14 protein-coding genes are annotated in these 12346 nt (G+C 72.5%); 6 read left to right on the top strand and 8 right to left on the bottom strand.

Annotated elements, in window-relative coordinates; genetic code table 11:
- Nucleotides 1-135 precede the first annotated feature (135 nt).
- On the bottom strand, nucleotides 136-750 hold the full coding sequence (locus JKV81_RS10670) for a uridine kinase family protein (protein ID WP_202075520.1): 615 nt from the start codon (nucleotides 748-750) through the stop codon (nucleotides 136-138).
- A 191-nt stretch (nucleotides 751-941) separates the two neighbouring features.
- Here JKV81_RS10670 and JKV81_RS10665 point away from each other — a divergent pair, with 191 nt between their 5' ends.
- Nucleotides 942-2303: a C39 family peptidase gene (locus tag JKV81_RS10665; RefSeq protein WP_202075519.1), complete on the top strand. Its 1362-nt coding sequence runs from the start codon at nucleotides 942-944 to the stop codon at nucleotides 2301-2303.
- 45 nt (nucleotides 2304-2348) lie between these two features.
- On the opposite strand, the gene JKV81_RS10660 is transcribed toward JKV81_RS10665, so the two are convergent.
- Nucleotides 2349-3215, bottom strand: coding sequence for a helix-turn-helix transcriptional regulator (locus tag JKV81_RS10660; protein ID WP_202075518.1), 867 nt, complete (start codon nucleotides 3213-3215; stop codon nucleotides 2349-2351).
- Nucleotides 3216-3342: 127 nt separating this feature from the next.
- Here JKV81_RS10660 and JKV81_RS10655 point away from each other — a divergent pair, with 127 nt between their 5' ends.
- Nucleotides 3343-4197: an NAD-dependent epimerase/dehydratase family protein gene (locus JKV81_RS10655; RefSeq protein WP_129261252.1), complete on the top strand. Its 855-nt coding sequence runs from the start codon at nucleotides 3343-3345 to the stop codon at nucleotides 4195-4197.
- 90 nt (nucleotides 4198-4287) lie between these two features.
- Here the strand turns inward: JKV81_RS10655 and JKV81_RS10650 are convergent, their stop codons facing one another.
- The 5 genes from JKV81_RS10650 to JKV81_RS10630 all read right to left on the bottom strand — a co-directional run bounded on the left by JKV81_RS10650 (nucleotide 4288) and on the right by JKV81_RS10630 (nucleotide 8348).
- A complete protein-coding gene (locus tag JKV81_RS10650) occupies nucleotides 4288-4770 on the bottom strand; it encodes a molybdopterin-dependent oxidoreductase (RefSeq protein ID WP_202075517.1) in 483 nt (160 codons plus the stop codon).
- A gap of 210 nt (nucleotides 4771-4980) precedes the next feature.
- A complete protein-coding gene (locus tag JKV81_RS10645) occupies nucleotides 4981-6219 on the bottom strand; it encodes a cytochrome P450 (protein ID WP_202075516.1) in 1239 nt (412 codons plus the stop codon).
- 33 nt (nucleotides 6220-6252) lie between these two features.
- Nucleotides 6253-7458 carry an NAD(P)/FAD-dependent oxidoreductase gene (locus JKV81_RS10640; protein WP_202075514.1) on the bottom strand — a complete coding sequence of 402 codons (1206 nt, stop codon included), beginning with the start codon at nucleotides 7456-7458 and terminating at the stop codon, nucleotides 6253-6255.
- Complete coding sequence (locus JKV81_RS10635; protein WP_124279790.1) at nucleotides 7455-7655, bottom strand: ferredoxin; 201 nt, start codon at nucleotides 7653-7655, stop codon at nucleotides 7455-7457. Before JKV81_RS10635 ends, JKV81_RS10640 begins: the two co-directional genes overlap by 4 nt.
- A gap of 39 nt (nucleotides 7656-7694) precedes the next feature.
- Nucleotides 7695-8348, bottom strand: coding sequence for a TetR/AcrR family transcriptional regulator (locus JKV81_RS10630; RefSeq protein WP_129261244.1), 654 nt, complete (start codon nucleotides 8346-8348; stop codon nucleotides 7695-7697).
- A 387-nt stretch (nucleotides 8349-8735) separates the two neighbouring features.
- Here JKV81_RS10630 and JKV81_RS10625 point away from each other — a divergent pair, with 387 nt between their 5' ends.
- The 4 genes from JKV81_RS10625 to JKV81_RS10610 all read left to right on the top strand — a co-directional run bounded on the left by JKV81_RS10625 (nucleotide 8736) and on the right by JKV81_RS10610 (nucleotide 12044).
- Nucleotides 8736-9800: a FecCD family ABC transporter permease gene (locus JKV81_RS10625; RefSeq protein WP_241748411.1), complete on the top strand. Its 1065-nt coding sequence runs from the start codon at nucleotides 8736-8738 to the stop codon at nucleotides 9798-9800.
- Entirely contained in the window at nucleotides 9800-10573 is a 774-nt protein-coding gene (locus JKV81_RS10620) for an ABC transporter ATP-binding protein (RefSeq protein WP_164992665.1), read from the top strand. The genes JKV81_RS10625 and JKV81_RS10620 overlap by 1 nt, the downstream gene beginning before the upstream one ends.
- 44 nt (nucleotides 10574-10617) lie before the next feature.
- Nucleotides 10618-11640, top strand: coding sequence for an ABC transporter substrate-binding protein (locus tag JKV81_RS10615; RefSeq protein ID WP_129261242.1), 1023 nt, complete (start codon nucleotides 10618-10620; stop codon nucleotides 11638-11640).
- Between the two features lie 257 nt (nucleotides 11641-11897).
- Complete coding sequence (locus JKV81_RS10610; protein ID WP_107489921.1) at nucleotides 11898-12044, top strand: SCO1431 family membrane protein; 147 nt, start codon at nucleotides 11898-11900, stop codon at nucleotides 12042-12044.
- Nucleotides 12045-12125: 81 nt separating this feature from the next.
- Here the strand turns inward: JKV81_RS10610 and JKV81_RS10605 are convergent.
- Nucleotides 12126-12346: glycosyl hydrolase family 18 protein (locus JKV81_RS10605; RefSeq protein WP_236056220.1), on the bottom strand; the 221-nt coding region annotated here is incomplete at its 5' end.

The raw sequence follows: 12346 nt of genomic DNA, 5'->3' as shown, positions 1-12346 counted from the left end.
GGAACAACCGGGGGCTTCGCGTCTGCGGGGGCTCCGAAAAGCCGCACATTGAGAACGTAAGACCTGTACGGCCCCTCGGTCAAGCCGAGTTGGGGCGGCTTCGGGGCTTTTTCGTACTGACCGGTATGGCGGCCCTCAGGCTTCACTGTCCGTGACGATCCGACTCGTCACCGCTGTCGGGTGAGGACCTTCCAGCCACATGTATCCCGTGGGCATCCTCCGTACCACCGCGTCCGCGAAGGGGTACGAGGGATCGTCGGCGAAATGCCGGTGCTCCGCGAGGACCCAGCCGTCCCAGAACTCCGCGAGGCCGGGCCCGTCGCGACGTCTGCCCTGCTCCCAGGACGCCTCGCGGTCGCCCTCCATCCACAGCAGCCCCGCGAGGAACGGCCGGACCGCGGCGCGCCCGGCACCCACCCCCTCGATCAGCATCACAGGGGCCGGGTCCAGCGTCCTCGGCGGTCCGAAGCACCGGGCCGTCCAGTCGTACGGGGCGTAGCGCGCGGACGCGCCCCGCGCGAGCGGATCCAGGACCTGCGCCCGCAGCCGGTCCGTCCAGGCGAAGAGCTCCTCATGGGTGGCGAGGTCGTCCAGGCGCAGCACGGGCGCGCCGCCGAGCGCCGCGGCCAGCCGGCTGGCGAAGGTGCTCTTGCCGGACCCCGCGTGCCCGTCGACCGCGACCAGCCGCACCGGCCCGCAGGACGGGGGCAGGGAGCGCAGCCGGCGCGCGAGGTCCGTCAGGTCGTTCATGTCCCCACCCTAGGAGCCCGCGGCGCGTCCCCGCGGGTCCGGTCGGCCCGCCCAGGTCACGCCAGTGGACCAGACCAATATTGATGGCGCGGCACGGGGCGAATCACTGGCCGGATGCGGCATCGACCCGCGATAGTTGGCGCACCGATCGGCACCCGCAGCCCAATCCGCCAACGACCGGGGGTCCGCCCATGACCAGACCGACTTCACGCAGGACCGTGCTCACCGCCGCGCTCGCGGCCGCGGCCGGGGCGGGCGCCGTGGCCTCCGCCGGCCCGGCGGGCGCCGCACCCACCCGCACCTCATCGGCACCGGCGGCGGACTCGCTCGTGGACAACCGTTTCTGGAGTACGTACACCGAATGGCGCTGCGGCTCGTCCGCCGGGACCCGGGCCGTCGCCGGACGCCGGGCGGGCCTGGAGATCTCCGCCCCCGCCGGACGCACCGACTACACCGACCCGCACACGGGCACGACCAGCACCTGGGAGTACGCGACCTGGACCTCCCCGGTCCACCGCCTCGCCGTCCCCGCCACCGAGGTGATCGCCTCCTGGAACGCCCGCGCCCCGAAGGGCACCTGGATCCAGATCGAGCTGCGCGCCGGCTACGCGGACGGGACGGACACACCCTGGTACGTGATGGGCCGCTGGGCCTCCGGTGACACGGACATCCGCCGTACCTCGGTCGACGACCAGACCGACGGCAGGAGCACGGTCTGGACCGACACGCTGTCCCTGGACGACGCGGCGAGCGGGCTCCGGCTGGTCTCCTACCGGCTGCGGCTCACCCTCCACCGCACGCCCGGCACCCGGCTCACGCCCACGGTCCACCGGGTCGGCGCCATGGGCTCGGACGTCCCCGACCGCTTCACCGTCCCCGCCACGGCTCCCGGCGTCGCCCGGGAACTGGCGGTGCCCCGCTACTCGCAGAACGTCCATGTGGGGGAGTACCCGGAGTACGACAACGGGGGCGAGGCCTGGTGCAGCCCCACCTCCTCGCAGATGATCATCGAGTACTGGGGCCGCAGGCCCACCGCCGAGGACCTGTCCTGGGTCAAGCCGGGCATCGCCGACCCCCAGGTCTGCCACGCGGCCCGGTACACCTTCGACTACCAGTACGACGGATGCGGCAACTGGCCCTTCAACGCCGCCTACGCCGCGACGTACAAGGACATGAACGCCGTGGTCACCCGGCTCGGGTCGCTGACCGACGTGGAGAAGCTGATCGCGGCGGGTATCCCGGTCATCACGTCGCAGTCGTTCCTCAAGGAGGAGCTGACGGGGGCGGGGTACGGGACCTCCGGTCACCTGATGACCGTCATCGGCTTCACGGCCGACGGCGACGTGATCGCCAACGACCCCGCGTCGCCGTCCAACGACGCGGTACGCCGCGTCTACCGCCGGCGGGAGTGGGAAAATATTTGGTTGAGGACCAAGCGCTATGACGCGAACGGCGCGGTCAGGAGCGGCACGGGAGGCGTCTGCTACCTCTACTGGCCGGCGGACCCGACCGCGGGCCAGCGCAGCGTCCTGCGGTCGCTCGGTCTGGTCTGAGAACGGAAAGCTCAAGCCCGCCCGCCCGCTCCACCACCGGGACCGTCAGGGGATCGTGTGGTGGGGCGGCGGCTGATCCTGCGGGTCCGGGCTCAGGTCCTGGAGGCCGATGACCCTCAGGAGTTCGAGGCGCTCGTACGCCGGTGTGCCCGGCCGTGCCGAGTGCACGATGAGCTGCTGGCTGTGCCCGTCGCTGAGCAGCACGTCGCAGTCGAGTTCGAGCAGGCCGACCACCGGGTGCAGGAACCGCTTCGGCGACGGGCGGCGCGCCAGGACGTCGTGCGACTTCCACAGCGCTTCGAACTCCTTCGACGCGGACCGGAGTTCGGCCACGAGCGCGGCCGGGCCGGGGTCATCGGGCCGGGCCGCGACGACCGCCCGCAGGCTCGCCGCGTGCGCGCGGGCGTGCTGCTCGTGGTACTCGGGCGGGGACAGGTCACGCGTGCCCGGCACCGTGAACCAGCTGCGGATCAGATTCGTCCCGGTGTGGTCACCGCCGGCCAGGGCCACCGCCATGGCGTTCTGCGCGAGCACCTCGCCCCAGTCGCTCACCACCATCGCCGGGAGGTCGTGCAGCCGGTCCAGGATCAGCAGCAGTCCCGGGCGGACATGGCCGGAGGAGCCGCCCGGCCGGGGCGGTTCCTCGCCCGCCAGATGGAACAGATGATCGCGTTCCGTGTCCGTGAGCCGCAGGGCACGGGCGAGGGCGGAGAGCATCTGGCGAGAGGGGTGCGAACCGCGGCGCTGCTCCAGCCGCGTGTAGTAGTCCGTGGACATCCCGGCGAGCTGGGCCACCTCCTCGCGGCGCAGGCCCGGGGTGCGGCGCCGCGGGCCCGCGCTCAGGCCCACGTCGCCGGGGGCCAGGCGGGAGCGGGCGCGGCGGAGGAAGTCGGCGAGTTCGGTTCGGTCCACGGTTTCAGGATCCCTCGGAACCGGATCCGTATCCAGGGAGTGCCGGTCCCTGGACAGACGCGTCTCTCCCGTCGTCGCCACGGTTCCCCCACGGTGGGGACATGGCTACGACAACGAGGAGGCGGCCATGCTGACATTGGTGACAGGGGCGACAGGCCAGGTCGGGCGACGGTTCGTGCCGCGGCTGCTGCAGGGCGCGACGCCCGGCGACGAGGTGCGGGTCCTGGTGCGCGACGCGGCGCGTGGCGAGCGGTTCGCCGAGCTGGGCGCGCAGGTGGTGGTCGGTGACCTGCGTGACGCGGGGGTGCTCGCCGGGGCGACGGCCGGCGTGGACGCGGTGGTGAACGTCGCCGCCGCGTTCCGCGGAGTGCCGGACGAGGAGGCGCGGGCGGTGAACCGCGACGCGGCCATCGAGCTCGGCCGGGCCGCGGTGGCCTCCGGTGTACGGCGATTCGTGCAGGTCAGCACGGGTCTCGTATACGGCGCGGGGCGGGGCAGGGCGCTGGTGGAGAGCGACGGGACGATCCCCGGCACGCATCTGTGGGGAACCTATCCGGAGTCAAAATGGGAGGCGGAGCAGGCCCTCGGAGCGATGGAGGGCCTGAACGACCTCCGCATCGCCCGTCTGCCCTTCGTGTACGGAGACGGGGACCCGCACCTCGCCGACGTGATGAAGTGGGCGCCTAAGTGGCCCGCCATGCAGCGCCTGCACATGGGCCACCACGTGGATGTGGCGCAAGGCCTGCGGCGGCTGCTGTACGCGCCCGGGGCGCACGGCGTCTACAACATCGCCGACGACGCCCCGGTCACGATGGTCGACCTCTTCCAGTTCCACGGGCTGCCGGTGCCGCAGGAGGCGCTCGACCTGGACGTCCCGGACCCCTGGCACGGGGTGATGTCGACGACCCGTATCCGTCACGAACTGGGCTACCGGCCGCTCATCCCGTCGGTGTGGACGGCGCGGGAGGCGGGCGTGCTGTAGCGGACCGGGCCCGGTGTCGCCGTGCTGCCCCGGGAGCCGAGCGCGCCGGCTCCGGCGGAGGCGGGCCACAGCTGATCCGCACCCCGTCCCCTACGCCGGGACCGCCCACTCGCCCACCCACACATGGGTGATGGCGCTGACGTAGCGGGCACCGCACCGGTCCACGGGCACCACCAGCTGGCTTCCGGCCGTGTCCAGGTCCCGGCCGTCCAGCCGGGTGGCCAGCAGCACGGGGGCGTCTCCGAAGTCGGCGTCGATCTCCGCCCAGGCCAGCACGGTGCGGTGCCCGTCACCGCCGGACACCGCGAGTACGAAGCGGGAACGGTCCTTGCGCCGCCGGACGTCGAACAACGGGTGCGCGTCGAGGACCACCTCGCGTAACAGCGGCCCCTCGAAACGGTGCTGCTGCGGACCGCTCGTGGCGCAGTCGAAGACCACCTCGGCCCGGTGCTGCTCCCAGCCGTCGCGCAGATCTCCCACGGTCAGCGTGGCCGGATGCTCCACGTTTCCGAGGAGGGCCAGCTCGGCCGGGCGTGCGGGCGAGGAGCGGGGCTGTACGCCGAGATGGTTCACGGGACTTCCCCCAGTCGGACGGCCCCCGCGGGGCGGCTGTCCCAAGGCATGCCCAGGAGTCGCACGGCGGAATCGTGTCTGCGAGGCGATATCCAGCCTTCGGCTGCTTGTGAGCGCCGATACCGGCTTTCCGCCCGCTTCTGCGGTCGGTGCGCCGGGCGGCCGGGACCGAGGGGCGCCCGTGCGCCGCCCCGGCCCCGGCCCGGGCGGTCACCAGGTGACGGGCAGGGCGTGCAGTCCGTAGATGACGGCGTCGTACTTGAAGGGAATCGCTTCGAGCGCGTCGACGGTCCGGAGGGTGGGGATGCGGCGGAAGAGGGTGGGATAGATGACCTGGAGCTCCATGCGCGCCAGCGGCTGGCCCACACAGTGGTGGCTGCCCGCCCCGAAGGCCTGGTGGTGGCGGGCGTTGCGGGTGAGGTCGAGGCGGTCGGGCTCGGGGAAGACCTCGGGGTCGCGGTTGGCGAGTTCGCCGAGGAGGATCACGCCCTCCCCGGCGCGGATGGTGCGACCCGCGATCTCGATGTCCTTCACGGCGGTGCGGCGCCGGCCGAGGTGGACGATGGAGAGGTAGCGCAGGAGCTCCTCGACGGCGGTGCGGATGACCGCGGGGTCGTCCGTGTCGCGGATGAGGGCGAGCTGGTCGGGATGCTGCAGGAGAAGGAGCGTGCCCAGGCTGATCATGTTCGCGGTGGTCTCGTGTCCGCCCAGGAGCAGCAGCACGCCCATCGTGGCGGCCTCGCGGCGGGTGAGTTCGCCGCTCTCGATCTGCGTGCAGAGGCTGGAGAGGAGATCGTCGCCGGGCTCGGTGAGCTTGCGGCCGACGAGCTCGTCGAGGTAACCGGCCAGATTGCCGTGGGCCGTCGCGCGTTCCTGCGGGGAGGCCACGGCGGACACGATGACCTTGCTGTTGCTCTGGAAGAACGCGTGGTCCTCGTACGGGACGCCGAGCATCTCGGAGATGACCAGGGAGGGGATGGGCAGGGCGAGATCCTGGACGAGGTCGGCCCGGCCGGGGCCCCGGAGCATGGCGTCGATGAAGTCGTCGGCCATCTCCTGCACACGGGGGCGCATCGCCTCGACCCGCTTGATGGTGAAGGCGCCGCTGACCATCCGGCGCAGCCGGGCGTGCTCAGGGTCGTCCATGCCGACGAAGCTCAGATCGGTGCTGCCGGCGTGGGCGTGCGAAGGGTCCACGGGGCTGGGGAAACCCGGCCGTGTGAACTCCACGCTCAGGCGCGGGTCGGACAGCAGCGCCTTCTGTTCGGCGTGCCCGGTGACGGCCCAGGGGGTGCTGTCGCCCCAGGAGCGGACCCGGGTGAGCGGCCCGTACCCGGACAGCGCCCGCAGGTCGGGGGAGGGGGCGAAGGGGCATTCGGGGGAACGCGGCGGCGGGAAGTCGGGGATGTCGAGCGTGCCGGCTTCGGGGGTGGCGGGCGTGCTGGTCATGGGCTTCTCCGGTGGGGGGCAGGTGGGTTCCGGTCACCGCTGAGTGGCAGCGGACGCGGGCGGGGGCGCGGGGGCGTAACGGTCGAGGAGGTGCTGTCGGTGGAGGCGGGCCTGCTTGGGCATGCTCCAGCCGAGGACGGCGACGGGGTGGCCCTCGTCGTCGTACCGGGCGACGAACCGGCCCTGCGCCGGGTCGCCCTCGACGACGTGCATCGTGGCGGTGGGCGTGGGCAGCCCGTACACCTGGATCTTCACGCCGAGCTGATCGGTCCAGAAGTAGGGGACGGGGCTGTAGGGGCGGTCCTCGCCCAGGATGTTCGCCGCGACCACCATCGCCTGCTCGGTGGCGCTCGTGCGGTTCTCCAGCCGCAGGGACCGGCCGAGGGCCTCGTGGTGGAAGCGGGCCACGTCCCCGGCGGCGTACACACCGTCGGCGGCGCGGCACCGGGAGTCGCAGACCACGCCGTCCTCCAGGTCGAGCCCGCTGCCGGCCAGCCAGTCCGTGGCGGGGGTGCTGCCGACGGCCGCGACGACGAGGTCGGCGGGGATCGTCCCGCCGCCGGCCACGCGGACACCGGTGACGCGTCCCCCGGAGGTCTCGAGCCCCTCCACCAGGGTGTCCGGGCGCAGCCGCACGCCGTGCCCGGTGTGCAGCGCGGCGAGCAGTCCGGCGGCCTCGTGGCCCAACTGCGCCCGCATCGGGGCGGCTTGCGGGCCGGTGAGCGTCACCTCGGAACCCATGAGCCGGGCCGTGGCGGCGATCTCGGCGCCGAGCACCCCGTCCCCGACGACCACGACCCGCCTGGCCTCCAGCAGTTCCCCGCGCAGCCGTGTGGCGTCGTCGAGGGTCCGCAGCACGTGCACACCCGCAGGGCCGGTCAGGCCGGGCAGCCGGCGCGCGCGCAGTCCGGTGGCCACCACGACGGCGTCCGCCTTCAGCTCCCTCCCGCTCGCGGTACGCACGGTGCGGGTGGCGTCGTCGAGGGCCGACGCACGCTCGCCGAGGAGGAACTCGGCGTCCAGGGCGTCGAGTACGTCACGCGTACGGAGCTGAGTGCGCCCCGCCTCCCACGCCCCGGCCAGCACCTGCTTCGACAGGGGCGGGCGGTCGTACGGCAGGCCGGCTTCCTCACCGAGCAGGGTGATCCGCTCGCGGTAGCCCTTGCGGCGCAGCCCCTCCACCACGGCGAGGCCGGCCGCGCCCGCTCCGACGACGAGCACGCCCGAGGGCGTGCTCACGCGTCCTCGTGGAGGTGGATCGCGGCGGCGGGGCAGAGGTCGGCGGACTCACGGACCCCCTCGTGCCGGTCCGCCGGGGGTGCGGCGTCGAGGAGGACGACGATGCCGTCCTCGTCACGCTGGTCGAACACCTCCGGCGCGATCAGTACGCACTGACCGGCGCCGCAGCACTTCTCCTCGTCCACGGTGATCTTCATGGTGTCCCCTTCCGGGATGGGTCGGTTCCGGGTGGTCCTTCAGCGGCGGGTGGTGGGCGCGGCGAGCAGCCCCACCAGCGCGTCCTCCAGCGCGTCGGCGGTGCGCTCCCAGGAGGAGCCGGCCTCGGCGGGGGCCTCGGCCAGCGCGTACTCGCGCTCCGCGCAGGTGTGGACGATCAGATGGCGGGCCATGTCGGCGCGTCCCTTGCGGGCCTCGGGGGGAACGATGTCGTGCAGGCACCGGCCCAGCCCCTGGAGCGTGCGCCGCAGGCTGTCGCGGGTGAGGGACTCGTCCGCCACCAGCACCCGCATCAGGGGGTCGGTCATGACCTGCACGGAGAAACGCGCGTGCCAGGACGGGACTCCGAGGGCGGCGTTGTGCTCGGTCACCGGGCGCATGAAGCAGCGCACCCAGTCCCGCAGGTCGGTGCTGTCGCCCGCGGCCTCCACGTAGCGCGTGCGGATCACGTCGATCGCGTCGCCGTGCCGGCTCATGATGGCCCGTACGAGCGTCGCCCTGCTGCCGAAGTGGTAGCTGACGGCGGTGTTGTTGCCCTGACCCGCCGCTTCGCCGATCTGCCGGTTGGAGACGTTCGACAGGCCGTGCTCGGCGTAGAGGCGCTCGGCCGCCGCCATGATGGCCTCGCGGGTGCCGGCACCGCGGCCGGTGCGAGGCTCGGTTCTGTTCGCCATGTCGTCAACTGCCTTCCTGGGATCGCCTTCCCGGGCAACTAGACATCGCTCCCTCCGTTTAAGTCAATCAACTGACTTAATTGGGTGCCCCGGGTGGCCCGTGGTGGCCGGAAACATGCGCCACGGCTGCCGGCGCTTCCCCCTGACGGGCGGCCCCGGAGCACGCGCTAGGCTGCAGACGCCTCGTGGGGGAAGTCCGGTCGAAGTCCGGCGCTGACCCGCAACGGTAGGCGGAACCCGGCACGTGGTTCCGTAAGCCCGATCACCCGCGGTGGCGAAGCTCCTGTTGATCGCCGTGGACTGCGAGAGGCGCTGCGAACGGCGCCTGGCGTCCCGAGCCGCTCCTTGGATGACGTAGGCACGGCCCGAGGCGAAAGTTGTCCGCCTGTGGCCACGCCCCCCGACCGAATACCGCCCGAGCGCGTCCCCCTGCCCCTCCTCGTGACCGGCCTGTGCGTCGCGCTCCCGGTGTCCCTCGCCTGCGGGGCGGGGATCGGCGCGTCGGGGCTCTCGTGGGGTGAGGTGCTGCACCATCTGTGGGCGGGGCTGACCGGTGGCGTCATCGCCCCGGACGAGGTCTCCTCGTACACCATCGTCTGGGAGCTCCGCTTCCCGCGCTCCGTGCTCGCCGCGGTCGTCGGGGCGGGCCTGGCGGCCGTCGGTGTCGCCGTGCAGGCCATGGTGCGCAACGCGCTCGCCGATCCGTTCGTCCTCGGCATCTCCTCCGGCGCGGCGGTCGGGGCCAACGCCGTGCTCATCTTCGGGGCCTTCGGGGCGCTCGGCGTCTGGGCGCTGTCCACGGCGGCCTTCCTCTCCGCGCTCCTCGCCATGGTGCTGGTGTACACGATCGCCCGGACCCCCCGGGGGCTGACACCGCTCCGGCTCGTGCTGACCGGCACCGCGATGTACTACGGATTCTCGGCCGTGACCACCTTCATGGTGTTCGCCGCCGAACGGGGCGAGGCGGCACGGTCGGCGATGATGTGGCTGCTCGGCAGCCTGGGCGGCGCCACCTGGTCGTCCGTGCCGATCGCCGCCGGCGTCGTGCTCTGCGGACTCGCCCACCTCGGCTGGTCGGCACGGCGCCTGAACACCCTCGCCATGGGCGACGAGACGGCGGCCGCCCTGGGAGTGGACGCCGGGCGCCTGCGCAAGGAGCTCTTCCTCGTCTCCGCCGCCGTCACCGGTGCGGTGGTCGCGGTCAGCGGGGCGATCGGCTTCGTGGGCCTGATGGTCCCGCACGCCGCACGGATGCTGGTCGGCGCGGACCACCGCCGGCTGCTGGCCGTCGCACCCCTGGCGGGCGCCGTCCTGCTGATCTGGGTGGACATCCTCTCCCGCGTGGTGCTCGCGCCCGCCGAACTGCCCGTGGGCGTACTGACCGCCGCCATCGGGGTGCCGTGCTTCGTCCTGCTCATGCGCCGCCGCACCTACACCTTCGGAGGCGTCTGATGCAGATCGACATCGACACGCTCACCGTCGAGATCGCCGGCGCGCGCCTCGTCGAGGACGTCACACTGCGCGCGGGCAGTGGGCAGGTCGTCGGCCTCGTCGGGCCCAACGGCAGCGGCAAGTCGACCCTGCTGCGCTGCGTCTACCGTGCCCTGCGCCCCTCGGCCGGCTCGGTCCGCGTCGGCGGCGACGACCTGCGGGCCATGACGGCCAGGGAGAGCGCGCGCAGGCTGGCGGCCCTTCCCCAGGAGGTGGCCGCGGAATTCGACTTCACCGTCGCCGAGATCGTGGCCATGGGCCGCCAGCCGCACCAGGGCGCGGTGGCCCGCGCCACCGACGAGGACCGCCGGATCTGCGCGACCGCGCTGGAGGACGTCGGCGCCGGCCATCTGGCCGGCCGCGGCTTCCTCACCCTCTCCGGCGGGGAGAAGCAACGGGTCCTGATCGCCCGTGCGTTCGCCCAGCAGCCACAGGTGCTGGTGCTCGACGAACCCACCAACCACCTCGACATCGCCCAGCAGTTGGAGGTCCTCGCGCTGGTGCGCGGCAGCGGACTGACCGTGCTCACCGCGCTGCACGACCTCAACCTCGCCGCACTGCACTGCGACCTCCTCCATGTCATCGACGCCGGGCGGATCGTCGCCTCCGGCGCGCCCCACGACGTCCTCACGCCCGAGCTGCTGGCCGGCGTCTTCGGCGTACGCGCGCACCGCGTGCCGCACCCCGAGACCGGCGCCGTACAGCTGCTCTTCGACCGCCTCCCCTCCGCGTGAGCGCCCCGTCCCGTCCCCGTCCAGCCCAAGGAGTCCTGACCGCCATGCGTGACCTCGTACGCCCCGCCGCGCTCGCCCTCGCCCTCTCCCTGTCCCTCGCCGGCTGCGGAGCGGACGTCGCCCCGGGAGGAGGGGAGGGGGACGGCGCCCCGGCGGCCGGCGGCCACTACCCGGTGACCGTCGAGAACTGCGGCGAGAAGAAGACGTACGACAAGGCGCCGCAGCGGGTGGTCACCAATGACGTCGGCATCACCGAGATCATGTTCTCGCTCGGGCTCGAGGACCACATGGCCGGCTATGTGATGCCCGACGACAAGGGGGACCTGACCTCCGTCCCCTGGAAGGACGGCTACGGGAAGACGAAGTGGCTGTCGAAGGAGCAGATCAACAAGGAGCTGGTCCTGGACGCCGGCGCCGATCTCGTCTTCGCCGGCTGGAACTACGGCTTCAGCGAGGGCGAGGGCTTCACCCCCGCCGCGCTGGAGCGGGTGGGCGTCGACTCGTACCTGCTCAGCGAGTCGTGCCGGAACGGCCAGGGCAAGGCCCGCGGGGTGATGGCACCGCTCGACGCGCTGTACACCGACCTGCGGAACCTCGGCCGGATCTTCGATGTCGAGGACCGGGCCGGCGCGCTCATCGCCTCGTTCCGCAAGCAGGTGGCCGAGGCGCAGGCCAAGGCCCCGAAGGGCGCCGACCGCCCGCGGGTCTTCCTCTACGACGACGGCCAGGACAAGCCCCTGACCTCCGGTGCCTACGCGGGCCCCCACGACATCATCACCAAGGCCGGCGGCGACCACATCATGAAGGACCTGAAGGACAGCTGGACCACGGTGGGCTGGGAGACCGTCGTCGCCCGCGACCCCGAGGTCATCGTGATCAACAACTACGGGGACACCACCGCGGAGCGGAAGCGGGCGTTCCTGAAGTCCTACGCGCCGCTCGCGAACGTCTCCGCCGTCAAGAACGACCGGATCGTCGTCCTCGACTACGTGGACCTCGTCGAGAGCCCGCGCAACCCCGCGGCCATCAGCTCCCTCGCCGCGGAGCTGAGGAAGCTCCGCTCCTGAGCCGGGCGGGACTCCGCAGTACGGGCCGGGCCCCGCCGCGCGCGAGGGCCGGGCCCTGGGCCGCGCCCTGTGGCGTCCCCCACAGTCCGTACGGCCGGGATCCCGCGCTTCCCGTGTGGTGCCGGGGAAGAAGCGGACCGGCGGCTTCCGGTCGGGCCCGCCGCTGTGATCCGGGTCTCTACCGTCGTGCCCGCCCGCGCTGGCACTGTGGTCGGGTCACGGGGGACGACCACAGCCGAGCGACCGAGCGAGATGCCATGACCGCGACCACAGCCGAGAACCGGACCCACGCCCGCGCCCGTACCGGCGGCCCCAAGGACGGGCCGAAGGTCCTGGAGCACATCCTGGGCTGGACGCTCGTCGTCGTCCTCGCCATGTTCGTCACCCAGGCCGGACTGATGTGACCCAGGGACGACGGGTGGGGTGGGGCGCCCGCCCGGCACCCCACCCCTGACCCGCCCTGCGGGTCGTGTACCCCGTCGGGGCTAGTTGATGGCCCGGATCAGCTCACCGTCCGACGTGTCGCCGCTGAGCTCCCAGAAGAAGGTGCCTCCCAGGCCCTGCTCGCTCTTGTAGTCCATCTTCGTGGCGATGGTGGCCGGGGTGTCGTAGCTCCACCAGTTGCTGCCGCAGAGGGCGTACGCCGTGCCCGCGACCGTGTCGGTCGCCGGGCAGCTGTTCTTCAGGACCTTGTAGTCCTCGATGC

This window comes from Streptomyces silvae, assembly GCF_016745505.1.
Classification (GTDB): Bacteria; Actinomycetota; Actinomycetes; order Streptomycetales; family Streptomycetaceae; genus Streptomyces; species Streptomyces silvae.
This window is presented reverse-complemented; position numbering and strand designations above follow the sequence as displayed.

Coding starts and splice junctions, on each gene's coding strand:
- JKV81_RS10670 (WP_202075520.1), bottom strand. CDS start 750: ATGAACGACCTGACGGACCTCGCGCGCCGGCTGCGCTCCCTGCCCCCG.
- JKV81_RS10665 (WP_202075519.1), top strand. CDS start 942: ATGACCAGACCGACTTCACGCAGGACCGTGCTCACCGCCGCGCTCGCG.
- JKV81_RS10655 (WP_129261252.1), top strand. CDS start 3,343: ATGCTGACATTGGTGACAGGGGCGACAGGCCAGGTCGGGCGACGGTTC.
- JKV81_RS10645 (WP_202075516.1), bottom strand. CDS start 6,219: ATGACCAGCACGCCCGCCACCCCCGAAGCCGGCACGCTCGACATCCCC.
- JKV81_RS10635 (WP_124279790.1), bottom strand. CDS start 7,655: ATGAAGATCACCGTGGACGAGGAGAAGTGCTGCGGCGCCGGTCAGTGC.
- JKV81_RS10630 (WP_129261244.1), bottom strand. CDS start 8,348: ATGGCGAACAGAACCGAGCCTCGCACCGGCCGCGGTGCCGGCACCCGC.
- JKV81_RS10620 (WP_164992665.1), top strand. CDS start 9,800: ATGCAGATCGACATCGACACGCTCACCGTCGAGATCGCCGGCGCGCGC.
- JKV81_RS10615 (WP_129261242.1), top strand. CDS start 10,618: ATGCGTGACCTCGTACGCCCCGCCGCGCTCGCCCTCGCCCTCTCCCTG.
- JKV81_RS10610 (WP_107489921.1), top strand. CDS start 11,898: ATGACCGCGACCACAGCCGAGAACCGGACCCACGCCCGCGCCCGTACC.